General features: G+C 65.2%; 19 protein-coding genes. 5 read left to right on the top strand and 14 right to left on the bottom strand.

What is annotated here, in order from left to right:
* Nucleotides 1-145: 145 nt before the first annotated feature.
* From ACFSXZ_RS15535 to ACFSXZ_RS15525, 3 genes are all read right to left on the bottom strand, one after another.
* Nucleotides 146-1078 (bottom strand): replication-relaxation family protein, encoded by a 933-nt coding sequence (locus ACFSXZ_RS15535; protein ID WP_378265726.1) that lies wholly within the window; start codon nucleotides 1076-1078, stop codon nucleotides 146-148.
* A 461-nt stretch (nucleotides 1079-1539) separates the two neighbouring features.
* Nucleotides 1540-1890 carry a hypothetical protein gene (locus ACFSXZ_RS15530; protein ID WP_378265725.1) on the bottom strand — a complete coding sequence of 117 codons (351 nt, stop codon included), beginning with the start codon at nucleotides 1888-1890 and terminating at the stop codon, nucleotides 1540-1542.
* 117 nt (nucleotides 1891-2007) lie between these two features.
* Entirely contained in the window at nucleotides 2008-2355 is a 348-nt protein-coding gene (locus ACFSXZ_RS15525) for a GntR family transcriptional regulator (protein WP_378265724.1), read from the bottom strand.
* A 208-nt stretch (nucleotides 2356-2563) separates the two neighbouring features.
* Here ACFSXZ_RS15525 and ACFSXZ_RS15520 point away from each other — a divergent pair, with 208 nt between their 5' ends.
* On the top strand, nucleotides 2564-3775 hold the full coding sequence (locus ACFSXZ_RS15520) for a helix-turn-helix domain-containing protein (RefSeq protein WP_378265723.1): 1212 nt from the start codon (nucleotides 2564-2566) through the stop codon (nucleotides 3773-3775).
* Between the two features lie 42 nt (nucleotides 3776-3817).
* Here the strand turns inward: ACFSXZ_RS15520 and ACFSXZ_RS15515 are convergent, their stop codons facing one another.
* From ACFSXZ_RS15515 to ACFSXZ_RS15490, 6 genes are all read right to left on the bottom strand, one after another.
* Nucleotides 3818-5419, bottom strand: coding sequence for an AIPR family protein (locus ACFSXZ_RS15515; RefSeq protein ID WP_378265722.1), 1602 nt, complete (start codon nucleotides 5417-5419; stop codon nucleotides 3818-3820).
* An 841-nt stretch (nucleotides 5420-6260) separates the two neighbouring features.
* Entirely contained in the window at nucleotides 6261-7268 is a 1008-nt protein-coding gene (locus ACFSXZ_RS15510) for a hypothetical protein (protein ID WP_378265721.1), read from the bottom strand.
* Nucleotides 7269-7986: 718 nt separating this feature from the next.
* Nucleotides 7987-9054 (bottom strand): C-terminal binding protein, encoded by a 1068-nt coding sequence (locus ACFSXZ_RS15505; RefSeq protein ID WP_378265719.1) that lies wholly within the window; start codon nucleotides 9052-9054, stop codon nucleotides 7987-7989.
* Nucleotides 9055-9092: 38 nt separating this feature from the next.
* Nucleotides 9093-10832: a dihydroxy-acid dehydratase gene (ilvD, locus tag ACFSXZ_RS15500; protein ID WP_378265717.1), complete on the bottom strand. Its 1740-nt coding sequence runs from the start codon at nucleotides 10830-10832 to the stop codon at nucleotides 9093-9095.
* 53 nt (nucleotides 10833-10885) lie between these two features.
* Nucleotides 10886-12265: a glucose-6-phosphate dehydrogenase gene (locus ACFSXZ_RS15495; protein ID WP_378265715.1), complete on the bottom strand. Its 1380-nt coding sequence runs from the start codon at nucleotides 12263-12265 to the stop codon at nucleotides 10886-10888.
* Complete coding sequence (locus ACFSXZ_RS15490; RefSeq protein ID WP_378265713.1) at nucleotides 12262-14091, bottom strand: glycoside hydrolase family 15 protein; 1830 nt, start codon at nucleotides 14089-14091, stop codon at nucleotides 12262-12264. The genes ACFSXZ_RS15495 and ACFSXZ_RS15490 overlap by 4 nt, the downstream gene beginning before the upstream one ends.
* Before the next feature lie 319 nt (nucleotides 14092-14410).
* Here ACFSXZ_RS15490 and ACFSXZ_RS15485 point away from each other — a divergent pair, with 319 nt between their 5' ends.
* The gene (locus ACFSXZ_RS15485; protein ID WP_378265711.1) at nucleotides 14411-15460 is read left to right on the top strand and encodes an NAD(P)-dependent alcohol dehydrogenase; all 1050 of its coding nucleotides are present in this window, start codon (nucleotides 14411-14413) and stop codon (nucleotides 15458-15460) included.
* A gap of 367 nt (nucleotides 15461-15827) precedes the next feature.
* On the opposite strand, the gene ACFSXZ_RS15480 is transcribed toward ACFSXZ_RS15485, so the two are convergent.
* From ACFSXZ_RS15480 to ACFSXZ_RS15470, 3 genes are all read right to left on the bottom strand, one after another.
* On the bottom strand, nucleotides 15828-17102 hold the full coding sequence (locus tag ACFSXZ_RS15480; protein ID WP_378265709.1) for an LCP family protein: 1275 nt from the start codon (nucleotides 17100-17102) through the stop codon (nucleotides 15828-15830).
* Nucleotides 17103-17399: 297 nt separating this feature from the next.
* The gene (locus ACFSXZ_RS15475) at nucleotides 17400-18218 is read right to left on the bottom strand and encodes a hypothetical protein (protein WP_378265707.1); all 819 of its coding nucleotides are present in this window, start codon (nucleotides 18216-18218) and stop codon (nucleotides 17400-17402) included.
* A 10-nt stretch (nucleotides 18219-18228) separates the two neighbouring features.
* Complete coding sequence (locus tag ACFSXZ_RS15470; protein WP_378265705.1) at nucleotides 18229-19938, bottom strand: NACHT domain-containing protein; 1710 nt, start codon at nucleotides 19936-19938, stop codon at nucleotides 18229-18231.
* A gap of 95 nt (nucleotides 19939-20033) precedes the next feature.
* Here ACFSXZ_RS15470 and ACFSXZ_RS15465 point away from each other — a divergent pair, with 95 nt between their 5' ends.
* Complete coding sequence (locus ACFSXZ_RS15465; protein WP_378266473.1) at nucleotides 20034-20342, top strand: TetR/AcrR family transcriptional regulator; 309 nt, start codon at nucleotides 20034-20036, stop codon at nucleotides 20340-20342.
* Between the two features lie 24 nt (nucleotides 20343-20366).
* Here the strand turns inward: ACFSXZ_RS15465 and ACFSXZ_RS15460 are convergent, their stop codons facing one another.
* The gene (locus ACFSXZ_RS15460) at nucleotides 20367-21002 is read right to left on the bottom strand and encodes a GyrI-like domain-containing protein (RefSeq protein ID WP_378265703.1); all 636 of its coding nucleotides are present in this window, start codon (nucleotides 21000-21002) and stop codon (nucleotides 20367-20369) included.
* A gap of 160 nt (nucleotides 21003-21162) precedes the next feature.
* On the opposite strand from ACFSXZ_RS15460, the gene ACFSXZ_RS15455 reads away from it, so the two are divergent.
* The gene (locus ACFSXZ_RS15455; RefSeq protein WP_378266472.1) at nucleotides 21163-21987 is read left to right on the top strand and encodes a DUF72 domain-containing protein; all 825 of its coding nucleotides are present in this window, start codon (nucleotides 21163-21165) and stop codon (nucleotides 21985-21987) included.
* A gap of 6 nt (nucleotides 21988-21993) precedes the next feature.
* Here the strand turns inward: ACFSXZ_RS15455 and ACFSXZ_RS15450 are convergent, their stop codons facing one another.
* On the bottom strand, nucleotides 21994-23067 hold the full coding sequence (locus tag ACFSXZ_RS15450) for a zinc-binding dehydrogenase (RefSeq protein ID WP_378265702.1): 1074 nt from the start codon (nucleotides 23065-23067) through the stop codon (nucleotides 21994-21996).
* Between ACFSXZ_RS15450 and ACFSXZ_RS15445 the strand changes: the two genes are divergently transcribed.
* On the top strand, nucleotides 23066-23389 hold the full coding sequence (locus tag ACFSXZ_RS15445) for a hypothetical protein (protein ID WP_378265700.1): 324 nt from the start codon (nucleotides 23066-23068) through the stop codon (nucleotides 23387-23389). The genes ACFSXZ_RS15450 and ACFSXZ_RS15445 overlap by 2 nt on opposite strands.
* Nucleotides 23390-23697: the final 308 nt, after the last annotated feature.

Genomic DNA, 23697 nt, shown 5'->3' with positions numbered 1-23697 from the left:
CCGTCAGGGCCAGCGATCACCGGTTGACTGAACCCGTTCACTGCCGCCGCGACACCAGCGGCGAGATTCTCGCCGAGGTTGAGGCAGTTCGACGCATTGCGGGGTCAGATTTCGTTGGTACGCAATGAAGACGGCCCGTCGAAGGTTAGGCGCATCGGCGGCCGTCGGTGTCGTGGTCGAGGATCACCTGGTCATTGCTCGTCACCTCCCTCCAATACCCAGCCGGGTCGGTCGCGACCGGCGCAGGCCCGGTGGATGCGGTCACGGCGTCGGCGATCTCGGCGAGGGTGTGGCGGCCGGAGGGGCGGTGGAGGCGGCCCAAGGGCACCCACACGCGGTCATGCAGTCCGGCGGGGACGCGCTCGGCGTATTCGGCGCAGGCGAGGGCAACGGGCATGCCGGTGGAGGCGCCGAGGTGTCGGGTGATCGCGCGGCGGAGGGTCTGTTCGCGGTGCAGCGTGGAGCACCAGACCAGGGTCACGGTGTCGGGCCGGAACCCCGCGCGGTGGGTGAAGGGGAGGGCGGGGTCGGGGATGCTGGTGAGCCGGGCGCGGAGTTCGGGCACGCCGAGCCGGGGCGGGTCATCGAGCAGGAGCACGAACGGCAGTTCGCGGCCGTCGGGGTAGCGCCAGATGCCGTGGCCGTCGGTGGTGGCCTTCCACGTGCGGCTGACCCGCCACGCCGAGCGCCACACGGCCAACTCGCCGCCGGGGCCGTGGTGGGTGTGTGCGGTGGTGATCAGGGTGCAGAACCAGGCGTGCTGGGCGTGCAGTTCCTCCCACCGCCAGCCGTGGAACAGTTTGCGCCACCGCGCGGCCACCTTCGCTGGCTTGATCGGCGCCACCCTGCGCTGCGCGGCCACGATCCGGGCGCCGATGGGGCCGAGCATCCAGTGCCACTCGAACGACCCGCCACCGGGCCGGAACGGGCGAGCGCGGTGCAGCACACCCCGCGCGTGCAACACCGCCAGCCGGTGCCGCGCGGTGGTCAGCGACCCGAACCCGGCCAGCACCGCCAACTCCGAGGTGGTGAAGGTGAAATGCTCTTCCAGCAACACCAACACCCGCCGATCCCGCACCGTCAACCACCCCGCGCCCACGGCGGCAGATGGGAAATTGTGTTGGATGTCCACTGAGTCTGGCACCCTTACCGCACCCGCCACAGCCCACCGACCAGCACAAACACGCCCGCAACCCGGCAGGCCGACCCGGCAACTCTGGCCTGCACCCCAAGGGGAACCCCCACCTGCACCCCAAAATGCACCGCCAACGGCACCCCGCCAACCGTCGCCTCACCAGCGCCTGGACCGCTGCCCGTCATGATCACCGCCGCCTTCCGGTCGAGAACCGAGAAATCCTGGCGATTCTGGACTCCGGATTTCGGCCCCAAAAACGACACCGTTAATCAAACCGTGACAAAATCGTGAGATCCGTGTGGCCGGGCCGGTGATCGGCTGGTTGCCTATCGTGCCAGCTCACCGGGTGTTTCGCAGGTCGGCTCGTCGCGAGAAGACTGCAGCCAGCGCTGCGGGGGGATTGGTTATGGCACCCACAGTCGGGGGGCGTGTGCCGTGACCAGTCGGGGGGCGTTCGGTTCGTGCGGGGCCGGAAGCTCGAGCAAGCCGTCGAGCACGTCGGCCACACCGCCCTCACGGTTCCAGACCACCCCGCCCACCGGGTCGCAGCGGAGGCCTTTCGCGTCGGTCTCGGTGCGGATCGCGATCGCGTCCGACCAGCCGCCCGGCCACAGCCGCGCCCCGGCCACGACGAGCAACCGGCTGTCGGAGAACAGGGGTTGGAAGAACCACCCGCCGCTCTCCCGCAGGCCCAGCAGACGCCGCAGCACCGGGAACACCCGCACCGCCACCACATCCGCATCCGTCACCGCCATACGACGCTCCCCAACGATGAAGACCGACACCAACATCCGGGGGGACCAGGGAGCGTCCGGCAAGCCCACATCGGTCGAAAAACCGTGCGACTGCCGATTCGAGTGAATACGCGGGTCTCAGCGGTCCAGGTCGGGAAAAGCCACCAGGTCGGCGGTCGGTTCCGCGACCGGCAGACTCCGTAATACCGGGCTTGGCTGCCCGTGCTGGCCAGACCCGGTGCGGGGGTGGATGACATAGGAACCTTTGCTGCGCAAGGTGCAGACCAAACCGCGCCGACGTAGTTCCTCGGTCGCGCGGCGGGCGGTACCCAGCGACACCCCGTACTGATCCGCCAGATGGCGCTCGGCGGGCAGCGCCCGGTGGTGCTCCAGTTCGCCGGATTCGATACGTGCCTTCAGGTGCTCGGCCATCTGCAGATACGCGTAGCTGGTCGGATCGACCCGGAAATCAATCGTGGCAACCATTCGCTATCCCTGCTCCTTTCCTCAATTCCTTCATCTCGGCCACCGGACGTCACGCGCATCGGCGTGATCAGGTATCCCGGTGTTACGACAGAACGTAAAGGGATGTCCTCCGTGCGACGGACAAGGAAGGAACAAAACGCAATACACCGCTACGGTCAAGGAGTACAACAGAGGAAACCACACCCGGAAACGCCGGAGACGAAAAGCCATGACCGGAGACGACCAGTACCGCGACGCGATCGGCCGACAGGTCAAGACCGCCCGCAAACTCGCCGGCCTGACCCAACAGCAACTGGCCGAACGCGCCCACCTCAGCCTCAGCCTGGTCAAACAAGTCGAACAAACCCGCGTCCCCGCCTCACCCGCCTTCATCGCCGCCGTCGCCCGCGCCCTCCACATCCCCGCCACCCAACTCATGGGCCAGCCCTACCCCATCGACACCCGCGAAGACCACCGCATCCACGCCGTCATCCCCGACCTCCGCCGCGAACTCACCGCCTACCGCCTCCCACCCGAACCCGGCATCACCCCACGACCCCTACCCGAACTCGCGACAGCGGTCGACCACGCCTCACGACTGCGGCACGCGGCCACCTTCGACACCCTCGGCGCCGAACTCCCCGCGCTCCTCGCCGAACTCCGCACCGCCACCCACCACCACACCGGCCACGACCGCGAACGCGCCTACGGCCTGCTCGCCGAGACCTACTACGCCGCCGACCAACTCACCTCCCAACTCGGGTACACCGACCTCGCCTCCATCGCCGTCGACCGCTACGAATGGGCCGCCACCCACTCCAGCGACCCCCTCGCCATCCTCATCGGCGACTACCGCCGAGCCGGCGAACTCATCAACGCCGCCGACTGGAACAGCGCCCTACGCCTGCTCGCCAACGCCCGCGCCCAACTCGAACCCGAACTCGGCACCGCGTCGCCAGCCACCTGGTCGACCTGGGGAAACCTGCACCTAAAGTCCGGACTTGCCGCCGCCCGCGCGGGCGATGCCGACACCGCCGACGCTCACCTCGCCGAAGCCCAACAGGCCGCCACCCACACCGGCGAACGCGACGACTACCGCCTCGCCTTCGGCCCCACCAACGTCGCCATCTGGTCCGTCGCCCTCGCCGTCGAACAACGCGACGGCACCAAAGCCATCACCCGCGCCCACGACGTCCACTTCCACCCCACCACACCCCCCGAACGCATCGGCCACCACTGGATCGACCTCGCCCGCGGCCACCAACTCCACGGCAACCGCCACAAAGCCCTCCAAGCCCTCCAACACGCCCGCCACACCTCACCCCAACAAACCCGCTACCACCCCCAAGTCCGCGAAACCATCACCACCCTCGCCACCCAAGACCGCTACCGCACCAACACCCTCGCCAACCTCGCCCGCTGGGCCGGAATACACATCTAACCGCGTCGTAGAGCCGTGCTCCGAGGGCGCCTCCACTCGCGCTTAAGAATCCCTGGCCCTGCCTTCCGCTGCCAGATCAAGTAGGTAATCCGTGAATCTCTGCGATTTTGTGGCGCGTTCTAGAATTACACTTTCGCGGTTCGTATAATTATCAGACCATTGCTTCAATTTATCAAATAATTCACCCATCTCGCTATCGGTCGGGAGCGATGAGTTATTAGCAATTCGCCCGAGCTGTTGAGGACTTCTTACTCGTCCGCCGTGCAGTTGTTCCACAAGTAACATCGACAGATGGTACTTGAGATTACTTTTCTGGGGAGTAGTTGCCGCCGCCAGTTCTGACACTATGAATGCGTCCACTCGCCGCTGAAGCTGAGCTACCCAAAAGTAGATTTCTAGGGCTATTGACTGGTCGAATACCGACTTGTAATCTTCATTATTCTTTAAAAGCGAAGACGGTTTTCCTCGAGCTTTATCAGGGCGGAATAGGCCAGTCGCCGTTACAGCTGCGCCGAGCAATGGGATACCGACAATCTTCGATGGGTCTTTCCCTTCATTCTTGTAGAAGTTCTTTCGCCGATCGTAGTACCAACCCTTCGTTAGGAAGTAATCTTCAATGTTTCTCTGAACTTCGTCTGTCGCGCGAAGTGATGCATCCGTTACAGCAGTTTGTCTATTAGTTGCACGAATAACCTGATCTCTTGTTTTCGGGTCCGCCGTCACAATAACTCGTACCAGTAGCATGCGATCGACGGCCTGATCGGTCGAATTTCTTAAAGCCTCGTATATCTCGTGACTTGTTTGGAGGCCATTGACGATCTGGATATCAGTCAATGAGTACGTTTTACCCGCGCTCGTGGCCTCCTTGCAAAGGATGGTAACGCCGTTGTTTAGCCACCAAAACTCTGGACTTGCGGCGTCGATCAAAGACTTCCTAATGTCTTGATTTACCGCAACGTTCCCCTGATAATCACGAACATTCCACTCAAACAAATGACGACGCAACCGACCTTTCTCGTCCACGATGAGCGAATAGTATTCACTCAGTTTCACGAGGGCGACATGTGATTCTCCACTGGTGGCGCTTTCTTGGTAGCGCATCGTAAGTGTATACGAAGGTCGATCGTTGTAGCGGGCCAGAAGTTCCTTTCCTCCCAGCAGATCAACCGAAATCCTTTTGGCATCAGGGACACATTCAGAAATAGCCGACTTAAGGGCAAATATCTTTGCCTCAACCTGTGGGTTGACGCTACCTCGATCCCCTGGAGTCGTGTATGCAACATTTATGTGTATAAGCGGTCGACGAGTTAGAAGTTTTTCCCATGCAGATCGAAACAATGATATTCGTGCCAAAACCGAGCTGTTGTATAAATTTGTTAGTTCGTCTAATTTTAGCGAAAGGTCAAGGATGCGACGAAGAGTATTCTCCAATTTTTCGACTGCCTCTTCGGTAAACGATGGTGTCCGTTTGGCCTGTATGACCCAAAGTTCAAGGTTGCGATCTTGGCCAAATTCTGTTGGTCGAGCATCGTTTGACAAGACCTCGGAATCGTCGTCAAGAAGAGCGTCGTCAAAGAAGACGTAGATCGAGTCTATTGCGCCATCTTGTCCTCCGCCTACAATTCCTGTTTGAATATCCTCCATCGGCAACCCGTAGGGCCTCAGAACTAACTCCGATGCAAAGATCTCGAACGCAGTGCCGTCGTCCGAATCGGGAAGGTTGTCAGACTTCCACGATTCAAAGATTCGTGTTATGAGAGTCTGGGCATTGCTTGGCGCCTTTGGCATCGAATCCTATCCTCTGCATGATTAGTTAATGACTCGCCGCGTCAGTGGCCGCTTCACATGCCGCGCCGACCCCAGCCACGATCGCTAAGTCGTCGATCTAAGGCCAGGCGTTACTGCTCCATTTGCAGTGCCGGACAGCCAGGGACAGTGCTGGCTCCCCAACAGAGCCAACGAGGATCACAACCTGACCTGACGCCGAGGACCGGCGAGGTTACTTCCGGACTGCTCGACGAACTCACCTCGCGCGGCGACGGCAGCCGTTGCAGAGGTGGCTACGGATCCCGATCACCTGCGGTCGACGCTTTGCTCGGGTACTTCGACCCACGTACCCGGCCAATGACGAGATCCCTTATCCAGTCTCTCGCTCGACACCGCACCAGTGCGGATGCACGATACTGTGCCGCTCGGCCGCGCGACGATGGCGCGCGAGGGCGGCCTGAACCACCCAACCCACGAGCCAACCAAACTCGGTGCGGTCCTCTTGCCAAAGCTTGAGTGCGCCTTGGCATGGAGTGGTGCTGGTCGGGTGGTACCGGTCGACCGCCTCCTGCGGTTCAGAAAACCCGTGGCGGCGGCGCGTGAAAACTGACCACTTCCGTGGTTCATGGATCGTGGTTATTCGCTGGGTTCTGCTGCGGATCAGGCACGCTCGCCAAGAAGGGCGAATGGTGACAGCAAGAAGTGGGCTCGTTCAGCGCTAACCGCGAACACGACGTATTCGACCGGCCGTCTGCACGACGAACGGGAAGACCGCCGCGGCGATGCCGATGAGCACTCCCGACAGGAACTGGTAGTTCTGCCTGAGTGCTTCCTCGGAGAGCAGGGCGTAGCTGACGTCGACAGCTTCACCGCCACCCTGTTCGGAATCCCACACCAGTTTGCCCGCGTCCGTGGGTGGCGGCGAGGCGAAGTCGATGCGAACCGGTTCACGCTTGGCATCTACTTGGACGCGAACGCCTGGCAGGTCAGGGACAGGATCGGCGGTTGCGCAGGAGTTATTCACGGTGGCGAGAGCGGGATTGAACCCCAGGACTTCCGTGTGATCTTCAACGCCTTTTGCCGCCGCTGGTCGTGGGCAGGTCAGCGGCCAGAACAGCGTGGGCAGTGATCCGGCGATTCTGGCCCTGTCTTTGGCTAGTAGTTGTTCGCGGAAGTGAAGACACACCGAACGAGCCATTCGGATTCCCCAGAACTCGCTGGCTCCACAGCTAGAGGTGGTACTGCTTGCGGTCGACCGGACCAGGTTGACCACGCCGACCTGTCGATTATACGACGACGAGGGATCGTGTTCGGTCTCAAAAAAGTCGAAGCCGGTCGATTTAGTGTCGTTTTGAGTGATCAACGCACGGTTGTAGAGGTTGACTTGAACCGCGATCGGGTCGTCGTCGCGCGGGTTGTCGGTCCAGAGCGTCAACGTAGCCTCGTTGAGCGCGTCACCAGAGAAGGTGAGCGTGGCCGAGATCTTGGCCCCGGTGGGTCCGGATACGAAAATCAGACCCCGTGAGGCTTCGTCGTCGAACGAGCCTGGTACGGGCATGCCCGGTCGCCCTTCCTGGTACAGCCACCATGATGTTCCACCGATTGCGGCGACCATTACGAACAGGACCGTAGTCAACGTTGCCCATACCGCTGAGACGTTCCAGCGCTTGGCCGGTCGAGAATCGGGTGTGATACCGCGGCGGCGCGCTATCGGTTTGCGGCGCATTCGCAGGTTGTCAGGCTGTATACGCAAGGAGGCCCGCCTGGGCGGTTGACGTTGATCACGGTGGCGCATGGCCTGACACCCTAGTCCGAGGCTTTCGTAGCGATGAGGTGTGGATGACGGGCCTGACGTATTTTTGGGGCCGGAATTGGCTGCCACGATTGGAATGCACGATAGTGTCGTGGGTTTCCGGGTGGTGCTTGTGCTCCGTAGCACGTCCACGATGACGGTAGTGGTGTGGTCCGCGACGAACCGCAGCGCGAACAGTCCCGCCCGTGCCGATACGAGGGGTACGCCGCGCCCAGCGCGACCAGGACTGTGCAGGCGGTGCACCCACCGTGCCCGTTCCTGGCGGACCGGGGATGCCATGGCGCTCACCACAGCACACCTCAGCCGCGCGCCTCGAGTTGTCCGGGCAGCAGTCGACGCCGGCGAACACCTGGGAACCGGTCACTGATCGGCCAATCAGCACGTGCGGAACACGGGCCGGAGATGGGTGGGCTGGGCGCAGTCCAGGCGAACCCATCAGCTTGCAACGGCGTCATTCGGTAACGACCGTGTCGTCGCTCGTCGGGCATCACCTGCCGCCAGACGGCGGGCACCCACTGGCCGAACCCTGATCTCAGGCCCTTCGACCAGCACGTCGTGGTTCGTATGCCGGCACGTTAGGCCCACAGGATCGACATGGTATCCGGGCTGCGGACCGGTCACGGATTGCGAATCACCCTTGATCGTGTGGGCTCCCGATGGGCTCTCCGGTTCCCGCCCGCGACGACGGTCCCGGCTGCACGATGGCGAGCTGGGCTGCGTTTACTGGTGACAGCGGTGGCTGCCCGGTGAGTACCCGCGCCACCTCGTGGGCGGCGAAGTCGCGGACGGTGCGGATCGCTTCGTCGGAATAGTAGGCCGCGTGCGGGGTGATGATCACATTGTCGAGGCCGAACAGTGGGTTCACTGGTTCCCAGTTCCGCTGTTTGGCGGGTTCTTCCTCGATGTCATCAACGCCGGCGCCGGCGATCCAGCCTTCCTTCAGCGCCGTGTAGAGGGCGTGGTCGTGGACAATGGGTCCGCGGGCTGTGTTGATGAGGATCGATGTGGGTTTCATGCGACGGAATTCCGGCTCGCCGATGAGGTGGTGGGTCTGTTTGGTGAGTGGTGCTTGGATCACCAGGTAGTCCGCATGCTCGATCAACTCGTTGAAGGAGGTCGGCTGGGCGCCGTGAGCGACAACGTCCTCCGGTTCCAGGTAGGGATCATGGGCGATGACGAGCATGCCGAACGCGTGTGCCCTGGCTGCGATCGCTTGCGCGATCGCGCCGAAAGACAGCAGCCCGAGGGTGCGTCCCTGAAGTCGATGGATCGGCTCGCCGGACTGCCATCGCCAGGTTCCGGTGCGGGTGGCACGGTCGTAGGCGCAGATTTTCCTGGTGGCGGCGAGAAGCAGGGCCATGGCGTGGTCGGCGACCTCGTTCTGGCACCAGTCGTTGGGGACGTTGGTGACCAGGATGCCGCGTCGTGTGGCCGCGTCCACGTCGACGACGTCGACGCCGGTGCCGTAGCGTGCGATGGCCTTGCACCGGGTGAAGGCGTTGATGGCCCTGGCCCCGACGGTGGCGTATTGGGCGATGATCGCGTCCGCGTCTCGGGCGGCGTCGATGACATCGTCCTCGGTCTTACAGTCGGCGGCGACCAGTCGGAGACCGGCGTCTTCTATGATCGCCCGCTCGATCTCCACGTCACCGTAATCATAGTCGGCGATGACGACGGTCGGCTGTGTCTGCTTCGTCATTTCTCGTCGCCTTCATGAGAAAATTTGGTGTTTCTTTCTTAGGTGATGGAGGCGCCTTCCGAAGTGTCGCGGGCGACACGTGAGTACAAGGAGAGGATCCCGCTGCTGTGGCGTGGCCGCGGCGGCTTCCAGATTCCGCGTCGCTCCGCGAGTATCGCGTCGACTTCCTCTGCCGGGCGATGTTCGCCTTTGATTCCGACGACCGCCAGGCGCCGTTCGGGGGCGTTGATTTCGATAAGGTCGTTGTCCTCGATGAGCGCGATGGGTCCGCCATCGAGTGCTTCGGGGGCGACGTGGCCGATACAGGGTCCTCGCATGGCACCCGAGTAGCGGCCGTCGGTGACAATCGCGGTGGTGGTGTTCAGGACGCGGTCGGCGGAGAGGATAGCGGCCGCGTAGTACATCTCGGGCATGCCGTTCGCGCGTGGTCCTTCGTAGCGGATGACGAGGACGTCTCCGGCTGATATCTGGCGCTTGACCAGTGCGTGGATCGCTTCCTCTTCAAAGTCGAAGACCCGGGCGGGCCCCGTGTGGACGTGCATTTCCTCGGGTACCGAGAAGGTCTTGATCATCGCGCCGCCGGGCGCGAGGTTGCCGTAGAGCACGGCCACTCCGCCGTCGGTGGCGAAGGGGTCGGACCGGGGGCGGATGATTTCGTCCCGGTCGACCTTGACGTTGTTGAGGTAGCCGCGCCGTTCGGCGAAGAAGAACGGGTTGTGCTCGATTTCCTCCAGGTTCTCTCCCACCGTCTTGCCGGTGACGGTGAGGCAGCCGAGGTGCAGCATTTCCCGCAGTTCGAGCATGACGGCGGGAACGCCGCCCGCGTACCAGAAGTACTCGACCGGGTACCGGCCGGTCGTCTTGACGTTGGCCAGCACCGGGACCCGCCGGTGGATTCGGTCGAAGTCGTCGATGGTGATCTCGACGCCTGCCTCCCGGGCGATGGGTGGGAGGTGCAGGAGCGCGTTGGTCGACCCGCCCACGGCGGCGTGCAGGATGATGGCGTTTTCGAACGCCTCACGGGTCAGGATGCGCCGTGGCGTGAGATTCCGCTGGATCATGGTGACGAGTTGTTTGCCTGTCGCGCGGGCGTAGCGCAGCAGTTTGGTCAGCGGCGCCGGGACGAGCGCGGACCCGGGCAGGGCGAGCCCGAGCGCCTCGGCCAGCACTTGCCCGGTGCTGGCGCTACCCATGAACTGGCATGCTCCGCACGTCGGGCAGGCGCCACGCTGCGCGTGCTCGAGGTCTTGCCGGGCAATCTCGCCTCGTTCGACGGCGGCGCCCATTTCCCACATCTTGTTCGAGGTGACGTAGTCGGGCGCGTTGAGCTGTGTGCCGCCGGGCAGGTGGATGGCGGGGAGGTCACAGCGTGCGATCGCGAGCAGGTGCGCGGGCACCGATTTGTCGTTGCCGGAGATCAGAACCATGCCGTCGTGGGGATGGCCCAGCGCGTGGATCTCGATCATGGCCGCCATGATGTCGCGGGAGATGAGCGAGTAGCTCATGCCGTCGGTGGCCTGGACGACGCCATCGCAGATGTCGCTGACGGTGAACACTCCAGGTTTCCCGCCGGCCTCGTAGACGCCGTTGCTGACTTCCTCGATCAGCTCGCGGAAGTGGAACGTGCCCGGGTGGCCCATGCCGTAGGCGCTGTCCACCAGAACCTGTGGCTTGCCGAGGTCTTCCTCGGTCCAGTTCATGCCGAGGCGGAGTGCGTCTCCCTGGTGGTTGACCATGCGCAGTCGCTGACTGCGCAGCTGCGGTCCGGTGTGTCCCATCGCTGTTTCTCTCCTTCCGCGCAGGCAACTCGTGGAGCGGCCGAGCCGGTCGGTTAGCCGGGGCCCTCCCGCTGCCTGGGGCCAGGCCCGACCGAGCCGGCGGGGTATTCCTCGAGCGGGACGACGTCTTTGGACCAGGCCGACAGCACGGGGCTCAGGACGCGCCAGGCTTCTTCGGCTTCGTCGCCGCGGATGGACAGGGCCGCGTTCCCGTCCAGCACGTCGCGCAGCAGGCGGCCATAGGCGGGTAACCCGGGCGGGTCGATCCGGGCGGTCAACGTCAGCGGGACAAAGGTGTGGGCGTGGGCCCCGATGCCGGTCAGGTCCAGGGTCAGGTTTTCCGGGTCGAGGCCGAATCTCAGCACGTTGGGCACTGTTTCCCCGCTGTGGCCGAGGGGCAGGTGCGGTACGTGCCGGAAGTGCACGGCCACCTCCTTGCGGTCCCGCCGGAGCGCTTTCCCGGTGCGGAGCCGGAAGACGGTGCCCGGCCAGCGCCAGTTGTCCAGCTCGAGTTCGACCTCGGCGAAGGTCTCGGTGCGGCGGGCGGTGTCTACGCCGGTCTCACCGGTGTAGGCGGGGACGTCGCGGTCGCCGATCCGCCCCGACGTGTAGCGGGCGCGACGGGTGCGGCGGACGATGTCGGCGTCGGTGAGGGGCCGCACCGAGCGCAGGACGTCGAGCTTGCGGTCGCGCAGATCACGTTCGCCCAGGCTGATCGGTGGTTCCATGGCGACGAGGCAGAGCAGCTGCAGGAGATGGTTCTGCAGCATGTCTTTGAGTGCCCCGGTCCCGTCGTAATAGCTCGCCCGGCCCTCCAGGGCCAGCGATTCCTCCCAGACGATGTCGATTTCGGCGATGTGCGTGGCGTTCCAGACCGGCTCCAGCATGCGGTTGGCGAGCCGGGTGCCGAGCACGTTCTGGACCGTGGTCATGGCCAGGAAGTGATCGACGCGGAACACCGCCTGCTCGGGCACGAGGTCGGCGAGCAAACGGTTCAGTTCGATGGCGCTGTCCAGGTCCTCGCCGAACGGCTTCTCCAGGACGATCCTGCTGCCCGGCGGCAGGTGCGCCTCGTGTAGCGCGGTCACCGCCGCGGGGAACACCGCCGGGGGCAGCGCCAGGTATGCGGCAACGGGCTCGTCACCGGCAACGACAGCCGCGACGGCGGCGGGGTCGGTGACATCGGCCTGAAGGTAGTCCGAAGACGACACGACGGCCTGCCTGGCGGAAACCGGAAACTCCTCGGCGTGCCGGTCGAGCTGGGCGGTGGCCCACCGCCGGAACTCGTCGCCGTCCCAGTCCTCCCGGCCGGCACCGGTCAGCCGGAAGCCGTCGCCGAGCTGCCCGGCCGCGCGTAGCGCGGCGAGTCCGGGCAGCAGGTAGCGACCGGTGAGGTCACCGGTCGCCCCGAAGATTGCCAGTCGCTCGATCATGTCGTAGCACCTTTTCTGGCCCGGGCGAGCGTCACGCCACTGGCGACCACGCCGATATGGCTGAATGCCTGCGGGTAGTTCCCGCTGAACTCGCCCGTCGACGGGTCGATCTGTTCCGGCAGCAGGCCCAGCGGGCTGGCCCGGGCACAGAGGGAGGCATACAGTGCTTCCGCCTCGTCGAGCCGGCCCTGCATGGCCAGGTTGTCGACCAGCCAGAAACTGCACAGCACAAAGGCCCCCTCATCACCAGGGATGCCGTCGGGTGAGTCGTGGTGCAAGTAGCGGTAGAGCAGGCCGTTGCCGGCAGACAGGCGTTCGGCCACGGCGGTGGCGGTAGCCACCATGCGCGGGTGCGTCGCCGGCACCACTCGCCGCAGCGGCAGTGCCAGCAGGCTGGCGTCCAGGCTGCCGCCGCCATCGAGATGCTCGCTGAGTGTCCGGGTTTCCTCATTCCACGCCTCGTCCAGAATGATCTGGCGCAGTTTGACCGCAGCGGCTCGCCAGGCCGGGACCGGCCCGGGAAGACCCAGCCGCTCGCCGATGGTTGCGGCCCGGTCCAGCGCCACCTGGCACATCGCCGCCGAGTAGGTGAAGACCCGGCCATTGCTGCGGACCTCCCAAATGCCCTGGTCAGGCTGGCGCCAGGCATCTTCGGCCGTCGAAGCCAGACGGACCAGCGCCGCCCACAGCGGCTGCTCGAGGTGGCCGCCGGCGCGGACCCACTGGTCCGCGCAGTCCAAGACCTCGCCGTAGACGTCGTGCTGGCGCTGGTCCGCCGCGCCATTGCCCCACCGCACCGGCGCGGAGCCACGGTAACCTTCGAGCCCGGTGTCCTCCCATTCCTCGGGCACCGGCCTCCCGTCGAGGTCATACATGATCCGCGGCTGCCGGCCTTGCTCGAAGGCGTCCAGGACCCAGCCCAGGAACGCGTCGGCCTCATCGGTGAACCCGATCCGGCGCATGGCGAACACGGTGAAGGCCGCGTCCCGGATCCAGGTGTAGCGGTAATCCCAGTTCCGTACCCCACCGATCGGCGCAGGCAACGACGACGTCGGCGCCGCGACGAGTGATCCGTTGACCCAGTGGTCGCACAACTTCAACGTGATGGCGGCCCTCCGCACCAACGGCTCGGCCGGGCCCTCATAGCTGAAGCGCGTCATCCAACGCCGCCACGCCCCCACGGTCGCCTGCAGCATCGCGCCGGCGTCGAACCGGTGGTGACGACGAGTGCGTCCCCACGACAGCACCAAATCCAGCGATTCTCCTTGCCGGAGCTCATAGCTGCCGTGCAGGCCGCTCAGAGGGCGGCTGGACCGCAGATGTAGCCGCAGGTCCGGCCGCCGCGCGGGCATGACGACCAGGCCGCTGGCGGCAGCTCGTGCCTGCGCGCCGCCTCGCGGTTCCAGTTCGACCCGCAGCCGGACGCTCCCGTGCAGGACCAGCACTGACCGGACCAGTTCCCCCCGGCCCGCGGGAACGTCATCGGTGAGGTCAGCGCCGGGGCGCAACGCCAGCGCATCGGTGAGACGAACAGTGCCAGTGGCACTGCGCATCTCGGTGACCAGCACCCCGGTGTCGGGCTCATAGCGCTGCCGTGCCTCGATGAGGCCGTCGGGTGTGATGCTGAAGTGACCGCCGTGATCCCGGTCCAGCAAGCCGCACACCAGCGGCTCGGAATCAAAGCGCGGAAGGCACAGCCAGCAGATGCTGCCGTCCAGGCCGACCAGCGCCACGGTCGACCCATCACCGATCAGCCCAAGATCCTCCAACGGCGGATAGCCGTCCCGGGTGCGAACTGGTCTGAAGGCAGGATCAGGCTCTAACATTCTCGCGAACCTCGCTGACCGGCACGGCGCGGCCCGTCGAACTCCGAGGCGACGAACGTGAGCATGGCACCCCTCGCTTATCGGACAGCGCACGGACATAGCCACCCCTGCCTAACAGCGGCATGGCGGTGCCACATCACCTGCCTGGGGTTAGGTGGGCAAACGCTCGAGATGGCGAGCATCAGCGAGCCCTTTGTCATTTATCGGATACGGCCCAAGAAAATCGCGTGATGCTACAAGACAGTGTCACCCGCACAAGGTGAAGCATCGCAAGGGCAGTCGCTGGTGCACTCGTGCCCGGGGACACATGAGAGGCGCCATGAAAGCATTTGTGATGAAGGAAATCGGCCGTGTCGGCTTCATGGACAAGCCGGTACCACGCCCGGGGCCCAACGATGCCGTTGTCCGGACAACCAGAGCCCTTATCTGTACGTCGGACTCGCACACGGTCGCCGGCGGTATCGGGCCACGGGAGAACCTGACGCTGGGCCATGAAGCGGTCGGCGTGGTACACGATGTGGGCAGCGAGGTGAAGATCTTCCAGCCCGGTGACCGTGTCCTGGTCGGCGCTATCACTCCCGACTGGGGAGACCCCGCATCGCAGGGCGGTCACTCGTCACAGTCCGGTGTGCCGCTGGGCGGTTGGAAATTCTCGAACTCCAAGGACGGCGTATTCGCCGAGTACTTCCACGTGAACGAAGCCGACGCCAATATGGCGAAGATACCCGACGATGTCCCCGACGACATGGCGGTGTACTGCGCCGACATGCTCTCCACCGGGTTCATGGGAGCAGAAAAGGGGAACATCCCTATCGGCGGGACCGTCGCGGTGCTCGCTCAAGGACCGGTCGGGCTGATGGCGACCGCGGGAGCCAAACTCCGTGGAGCGGGATTCATCATCGGAGTCGAGTCGGTTCCCAAAAGGCAGGTACTTGCCCGAACCTATGGCGCGGACCTGATCGTGGACTTCACGAAAGAGGACGTCGTGGACCGTATCCTCGACCTGACCCGAGGTGAGGGCGTCGACACCGCGATTGAAGCCCTCGGCGCGGACATCACGTTCCAGACCGCCGTCAAGATAACGAAACCCGGCGGCACCGTGTCCAACACCGGATACTTCGGAGAAGGGGAATTCGTCCACATTCCGCGCCTCGCATGGGGTGTCGGAATGGCCGACAAGACGATCGCGACAGGACTTTGCCCCGGAGGCAGGCTGCGCATGCAACGCCTGCTGCGGGTCCTGGAGAACAAGCGCGTCGATCCAACACTCATGACGACCCATACATTTCACTTCGACGACATGGAACCAGCGTTCGAGGTCTCCGACAAGAAGCTTGACGACGTCATAAAGCCGCTCATCATCTTCTGAGGTTTAACCGATACGGCGCGTCCGAGGGCAGCCAGGCCGGGCGGCACCGGTCAAGAGCGCTTCGCGGCCTCCGAGAAACCCTTGACCGGCACCACCCGGCCCGTCAGGGGTGAACCCGCGCGCGAGGAGATCACCTCAGCCCGGATCACGCTGGGAAGTCAGCGGAGTAGCACAGCCCGGTCACGGATGCGGTCGCCGTGCCGCGACAGGTAGGTCGGCGATGACGAGCAGTTCGTCCACGTCGGCGAACGGTTCGCCCCGTTGGGTGCGGGCATTGACGATGGTGGCGGCCAGCTCTGGATCGGTGGTGCCCGTCGGTCTTCGGCGTCAACAGGCGCGCCCTCGTACACCCTGCGACGCAGGGGTCTTACTTCACGCACGGGATGCCGCCGCCGCCGATGCCGCTGGGCGTGCTCGGGGTGTTGCCGTTGTCCTGGCTGCTGCGCGGGGTGGGCTTGGGGCTGGGTGCGGACGTTCCGGTGTGGGCGGTGTGGGTGGGTGTGGCGGTCACGGTGGGTGGGGCGGCTGTGCCGGCGCTGGTGCCGATGAGGTGGCGGATGGTGGCGCGGATCTGGTCGAGATCGACGTAGTTGACGTCCTCGCCGGAGGAGTCCTGGCCGAAGCGCTGCACGGGCAGTGTGGTGAAGGTGATGTTGCCGCTGGTGAGGTTGGCGGCCTGGCCGGCGAAGGACAGCAGATCGAGGCCGGAGTCGATGGCGATGTTGCGCTTGGCGACGTCGAGCAGGCCCTGCAGTTTGGCCGGGTTGGTGAATGCGCCGCCCTGTTTGAGTTGGTAGGCGAGTGAGGCGATGAAGGCTTGCTGGCGGACCTCGCGGTCGAGGTCGGTGAAATCAAGGCCGGAGCCTGAGGTGTCGCGGCGCTGCCGGACGAACCGGATGGCCTGTTCGGCGTCGATCTGCTGCTGCCCGGCCCGGAAGTTCGCGCCGGACCAGCTGTCCTGGGTGTTTTCCTTGAGACACACGGTGATCGGCTGGACCACCTGGGCGACCTGGAAGAAGGCCACCATGGTGACCTCGACGAAATGGTCGACGGTCACGCCGCCGAGGAATTGGCGGACGGTGTCGATTTCGGCCTTGCGGGCGGTTTCGCGGGCCTGCTGGTAGCGCCTGGCCCCGTCGGTGACACCTTGCGCCAGCAGCTTCTCCAGTTGGGCTTCGAAGGCCAGCCCGTAGGCCTGTTTGATCTTGCCGTGACATTGCCGCAGCGGGCAACCGGGGATGTCGACGTAGTCGTCGCGGGGGATGGAGATCGAGGTGGCCTTGCTGCCGTCGCCCGGCACGTGCAGCAGCATCAGCACGTTGGAGTTGTAGCCGCCGTCGCTTTGCGTGCCGGCGTGCAGGGCGTCGTAGATGTCTTTCGGCAGCGGGTTTCCGTTCTCGTCCAGCCGCGAGTCCAGCCCCATGATCAGGATGTTGGTGTCCCCGTTGGCCGAGCGGGCTTCGCCGGCCAGCGCGCCCGATGTGTTCAGGCCGGTGGCCAGGCCGTGGCTCAGTGACCACCCGTAGCCGGTCAGCGCGAGCACCAGCGTCGCCACCACACCCAGCACAACCCGGCCGGCGAGCACACCGGTCCGGACCCGCCGGACGGGTTTCAGCCTGCGGGTCGGCTCGTCCCACGTCATGTCGTCGCCCCCGTTATCCCACCAGTCACCGCACCGGGCTCCGTGTGAAGCCGGTGTGACCTTCTGGGCGGCCGCCCATGAGGTGTTACGTACCAAACGTTTCGCGGCCCCGGGAATGTTGCTTCTTCGCCGTGGGTCTCGGCATTCCCAGAGCAAAAGATCGTGAACGCGGTCAAGCGTCCGCTGATGCGCGTGTTCGGAGCCTGCGGCGGCGTGGTGTGATCACCTTCGGCCAACAGGTGATCACGGACAGGTCGGCCCCTGGTCTGACCGCCGCTATCGCCACCACATTCGCGACTATCTGTTCCCCGGCCTCGGCGCGACGCTGCTGCGAGAGCCGCGACTGACGACCCGGCTTCCGGGACCGAGCAGGTCGGCGCCGTGGGCTGACTGGCCGCGCGTGAGATAGACGGTGAGCTGTTCCTGCCCGGCCAGGGGTGACAGGTCGATGTCGGAACTGTCGTAGAGCCAGAGGTCGCGAAGCGCAGAAAGTTCGCGTAGCGGCGCGAGATCGGGCAGCGGGTGGTGGTCGGTGAGGCGGAGCGTTCGCAACGACTTCAGTTTCGCGACCACGCTGAGATCTTCTACGGCTGAACCGGAAAGGTCGAGCAGTTCCAGGTCGGTCAGCGCGGCTAAGGGGGCCGGGTCCAGCAGTGGGCTGTCGCGCAACCAGACCCGCCGGAGGGTGCCGGCCCAGCGAGTCAAAACTGTCGCGTCGACCAGTTCGGTGCAATGGTGCAGACCGAACCACCGCGGGTGGTCGAGAAACGTCAATGGGGTCAGGTCGCGCAGCCCCTTGACTCTGCGCAGGCCTACGAGCTCGAGTTCGGTCAGACCGCGCAGTTCGGCGAGCGCGGTCACGTCGCCGAATCGGTCAAGCTGGAGACCGACGAGATTGGGCAGTGCCGCGAGCCGCGCGTAGTTGTACGTCGGGACCAGCAGATCGATGCGAGCGAGCGTGCGCGCGTTCGCGAGTGGCGCGAGGTCGAGGGGTTCGGACCGGGTACGGTCGCCGAGAATCGCGAGGAAGTTCAAGTTCGCCGCGGCGAACGGCGTGAGATCATGGAGGTTCGGGTCGGCGGCCGCGACACCCCGCACCTGTGGCAGGAAACGCATGAACTCCCAGTCACCGTGCCCGCTCCTGAATCGGCACTCCAGTTGACGCAGGCCGGTCAACCCGCACCCGCTCGAAGACACGGTCGGTCTCGGCGTCGGACCAGCCGTTGCGCACGAGCCAGTAGGCGATGTCCTGCAGCAACAACGTCTGCTCGATGCGCGACAAACCTTGCGGATGCGGGAGTCCACGTTCTTTGTCCCGGCGCTCCAGCAACAGGTGCAATGAGATTTCGTAGAGCTCCATGCGGTTTTCGGGCAGTTGCGCGTTGCGGTCCCGGTGCAACGCGCACAACAGCGCACAGAGCAGCGGGTTCCTGGCGATGCGGCGTAACCCTCGCCGGTCCAGGAGTGTGGCGGCGAGCCGTGCTTCAACCTCGTCGAGCTTGCGTCGCTCGTCGTCGTCGAGGGATTGTGCCCGCATGGCTTCGTGCCACCGGTGCACGAACGCGGTGACGTCCCGCGGCTGCATTGGCTGCAGTTCCGCCACGACGAACTGTTCTTCCCTCGGCCACGCCGCTTCCACGGCGCCGGGCCGCGAGGTCACCACATACCGGGCCGCCGGAAACGCGGCGATCAGTTCACGCAGCCATTGCGCCACTTCACGCCAACGAGACTCGACCAACTCGTCCACCCCGTCGACGAGGACGACCGCGCGCCCTGACCGGAGCTGGTCGTGCACCCAGCCGTCAGGCATCTCATCCGCGATGTGGCGTCCCACCTCGGTCAGAAACGCTTCCGGCGCGGGAAAGGGAGCGGAGGCGTAGCGCCTCAGCCGGATGAAGAACGGAACGACGTCGGCCCAGCCGGGCAGGTCGGCGAGGTCGCCTTGCACGCACCGGACACTGATCCACTGCAACAGCGTGGTCTTGCCCGACCCCGCCTCGCCACGGACGAGCAACCTCGTGGTCCGTGGCAAGATTTCCTCGATCCGTGCCAGTCCCACAGGCACGGCGTCGTCGTCCTCGAAAATATCGCCGAACCCCTGCCGGTTGTCGGCGTCCTCGGTCACCACGCCCAGGCTGAGATAGGCGACCGACAGCGGGTACTGTCGGCTCGACGCGCCGATCGTGGCACCGAAAAGCGACATCCGATCCAGTACCGTCACGACCTGCCGCCGGTAATCGGCCTCGAAGTCCCCGGCGGAACGAGACTGCGGCAGCCGGGCCAGCACCTCCCGCAGCAGTTCCAGGACCTGGGTTTCGCGCCGGAGCAGTTCGGTCAGCGCGCTGGTCTGGAACCGCGGCAGGGTGGTCACGATCTGCACGAGGTAGGCACACGATTCCCGCAGTACGCGATGGTAGAACTCGGTTGCGTCCGCCGAGAGCAGGAACCGCTCGGGCACGCCGGGCACGGCGCGCCGCAGGTAACGACAGACGAAGCCGGCGTCGAGGTCGGCGGTGAACAGGTCGGCATCGCTCAACGCGGCGGCGGCGAAGGTCTCGGAGACGGCTTCGAGCGCGGCGAGTCGCTCGTGCTCCGGCATGCCGCGGAACTCGTGTTCCGCCAGCGGGGCGAGCCGTTCGGCGACGATCTCTTCCATCTGCTCGAACATCCGCCGCAACCGGCGCTGCTCGACGGCGCTCGCCGTGCGCGCGGCCAGCAGGTCGACAGCCTGTGCGGCGGCGTCCGCGGCCACCGTCCGGTCGCCGAGCCACAATTTCGCCGCGCTCTTCACGACCGCCGAGCCGAGCATGAGCACGGCGCCTTCGAAACCGCTCATTCGCGAGCCCCCATTCCCATCGCCGCGTCAAGGTTACCGAGGTTGGTCGGTGTTACGGTCGGTTCCATCAGCCGGCCGCCTTTCCTCAGCGTGCGCTGCGCGGCCTGCTCTCCCTGTGGGAGGACCCGGAACAGGGCGCGCCGCTGCGGGCCCTCATCGCAGGGGTCGCGCACGACGACGCGTTCGCCGTACTGGTGAAGGAAATGATCGAGCGGGAAATGGTCGGCAAGCTCGCCGACCGGATCGGCGGTGCCGACGCCCGTCAACGTGCCGGAGCGTTCTGCGCGCAACTCGCCGGGCTCATCGTGACCCGCTACCTTCTCCGCCTGGAACCGATAGCGTCGATGGCGCCTGATGAATTGGTGCGGCTCTGCACTCCGCCGCCGCGGTTGACGTTGAGATGACCGCCAAGCCGGTCGAAGGGCTCGCTATACGGTCTTGACGGGCTGCCGCAGGATCGTTTTGAGCTTGGCGGGTGCTGTGCGACGTGGGTCGCTGAGGTAGATCTCGTGATGGTCGCCGTTGAAGGTGAGGCCGTTGCCGGGAAGGTAGTGGTTGTGGAGGCGGTCCAGAGTGGGCGTCTCGTCGTCGTAGGAGCCGATGTGCAGGATCTGGACGCAGGTCCCCTCGGTGAGGGGCAGCAGCCGGACACCTGCCAGTGCGGGGTTGTGCTTCTTTCTCGTGACGGTGTCGATGGCGGTCTGGACCATTTCCCCGGTGATCCAGTCCGGCTGGCTGATCATCATGGTCCACTCCCATGATTCCTTGCTCCGCGTGAGGAAAACGGTGGGGTCGTCGGCTCGCCACAGTCCCTCCAACGGGCCGACGACGAAGTCTCGGCCGAGGGTGTTCTTGCTGGCGAACTTCAGCGTGTATCCCACCCTGTAGAGAGCTTCGACCGCGTTCGCGTACGCGGTGGAGGTATTCGGATCACCTCGGCCATCCACTGCGATGTACCGGAGTTCAGGCACGTCGATGACGGTGAACTCGTTTGACGGCGCCGAGTAGAGCACGTGATGGGCCTTCTTGATGTCGTACTTGTTCACCGCGGTCTCCTTGGCCACCCAGTCGCGATCCTCGCCAGTATCGAATCACTCTCGTTTGCCGACAACCCGGGCCAACGTTCGTCCCAGCCCAGCGTCCCGGAGAACTCGGCAGCCGGTAGTTTTCACTGACGACCGAGGGGAGGCCGGTGGCATGGCACGTCTTCATGTTGGTTGCGCGATGTGGACCCACAAGGCGTGGCCAGGGCGGTTCCTGCCGCAGTCGTTGCCGGCCAAGGAGCGCCTGCGGGCCTATGCCGGCTGGTGCAACGCGGTCGAGGGCAACACCACCTTCTACGCGACCCCCGCCCGACACACCGTCGAGGCTTGGGCGCAGCAGATCGACGCCGATTTCCGGTTCATGGTCAAGCTGCCCAAGGTCGTCACGCACGAGCGCCGGTTCGTCGGTGTCGAGGCCGAGATGCGGGCGTTCCTGGACGCGATGGAACCCCTCGGCGAACGGGCGGTCCTGTGGACCCAACTGCCCGGCTCCTTCGGCCCTTCGGACATCGACGCCCTCGGCCGCTTCCTGCGTCGGCTCCCCACCGACCGCCGACGTGCCGTGGAGGTGCGCCACCCCGCGTTCTTCACCGACGCCGGCTCGACGTCACTGCTGGAGCGGGCGCTCGCCGAGGCAGACGCCGAGTGGGTGCCGTTCGACACCACGGTCTTCTTCCGGAACCCGCCGACCAGTGAGGCCGAGCGGGATGCCTGGGTCAAGAAACCGCGACTGCCGCGGCGGACGCGGGCGTTGACCGACCGCCCGATCCTCCGTTACCTGGGCCGGGACTCGATCGAGGAGACCGTCGAGGGGTGGCGGCCGTGGACGAGGGTGGTCGCCGGCTGGCTGCGCGAGGGCCGGTCGCCAACGGTCTTCGTGCACACCCCCGACAACGACGACGCGCCGGCGCTCGCACGCCGGTTCCACGACGACGTGCGGGCATTGGTGCCCGTCCTCGACGCGCTGCCGGAGCCGGAACCGGTCAGGCCCGCGACCCTGTTCTGAGCGACGTCACGGTCGGGGAAGCAACACCGCGTAGTCCAGGCCGCTCAACGACGCGGCGGCGTCCATGGCCGCATCGAATTCGTCCAGGCCGAAGGTGTGGGCACGCACGGGGCTGAGATCCAAGGCGCCGGCGCGCACGAGCTGCCACACCTGTAGTGCGGTGGTGGAGTCGAACATGAACGAGCCCGTGATGGTGAGCTGTTGGCGCTGGATACGTTGGTAGGGCAGGGCGATTTCGTGGCGAACACCACCGACCAGGACCGCGGTTCCCCGCAGCCGCAGCGCATCGATGCACGCCAGAGTGGGATCGGTCGTGGGGGTGTGGGCGATGACGTCGAGCACCAGGTCGGCCCCGGCGTCGGTTTCGGCATGGATGGCGTCGCGATCCAGGAGGCGATCACCGGAAAGCGGCACGACCCGTACCCGCGGGTCGAGCTGTCGCAGCGCGGCCAACGCCTCCTGCCGGCGTCCGGTGGCGACTACGCGTGCCGCGCCGCGGGCCAAAGCCGCGAGCACACCCGCACCGCCGAGGTTGCCGGTCGCGCCGTTGACAACGACGCATTGCCCACCGCGCAATCCACCGCGACGCAAACCTCCGTCAGCGATGGCCAGCGAGGCCAGGAAGGGCAACAGTTCCGGCCGCGCCCACTCCTCAGCGCCGGGCAAAGGCGTCACGCAGGCGGCCGGGTAACAGGCGCGCTCGGCGAAGCTGCCATGACGCCAGCGTTGTTGCATGCGCGCCGAACGGTCGCTGCCGGTGCCGGTCCAGCCGATGAGAATCTCGTCCGGCGAGCCCAGCACCTCACCCGATGAATACAGCGAGTTGCACAACACCACCTCACCGACCGCGACACCGAATACGTCGTCGGCGACATCGCGGACACGGCCGATACAGGTCGGCCCGGGGACAAGCGGAGTCGGCAGGTCGTAGCCCAGTTCGCCGGTCAAGACGTCGCGGGTGTAGGACGGTACGCGCACGGCGAGGACATCAACCAGGACGCCGCCCGGCAACACTTTCCGATCGGCGACCTCTCGCAGCGTCCACGGTCCGCCGGGTTCCTCAAGCCACACCCCGAGCATGGCAGCCAGCCTATCGGCCCCTGGTCACCGCATCGCACAGCGCCTGAAGCCGGGCGGCCGGCATCGAGGGAGACCGGTCCAGCCCGGGACGTCGCGCGCCTTCTTCAGCGGGCGCGACCTCGGCGAGACCCTCAACGACGGCATCAAGGTCTATGTCAAGCTCAGCATCATCGCCTTTGTCGTCGGACTGGTGTTGTTCGTGGTGTTCGCGCTGATCTTCGTCCTCCCCGTCTTCAACAAGACCGAGAAACTAGGGGACCAGATCACCCATTTCCCCAGTAGCCGGTTTCCTTTCTGTCAGCCTGGCTTGCCGCGTTGTTGACGGCCTGCGTACGTGTGGCGTATTGCTGTCCAGGATGACCTGGTATAGACCATACGTCAGGCATTTTCGAGATGGACGACCGTTGTGTTTGCACCGGATACCGGCAGTTGATGTTTGATGATGACGGCCGCGGTTGAGCCGGACGTGCGGTGGCTGTGCCATCGTCGTTGAACGGAGTCTCGCCGTGTGAGGCTCCGCTTCCCTTCCGTCAAGTCATTTAGTCGACATTCTTCGGGTGGTGATCTGTTTCACCTTCCGCCCCCGAAAGCGTTATCGAAAAGTGCGACTTTAGGGTCCCGAACCTGTTA

The sequence above is a fragment of the Amycolatopsis pigmentata genome (assembly GCF_042684065.1).
Taxonomy (GTDB): domain Bacteria; phylum Actinomycetota; class Actinomycetes; order Mycobacteriales; family Pseudonocardiaceae; genus Amycolatopsis_E; species Amycolatopsis_E pigmentata.
The sequence above is the reverse complement of the archived record's forward strand: the minus strand, read 5'-3'. Positions and strand labels throughout refer to the sequence as shown.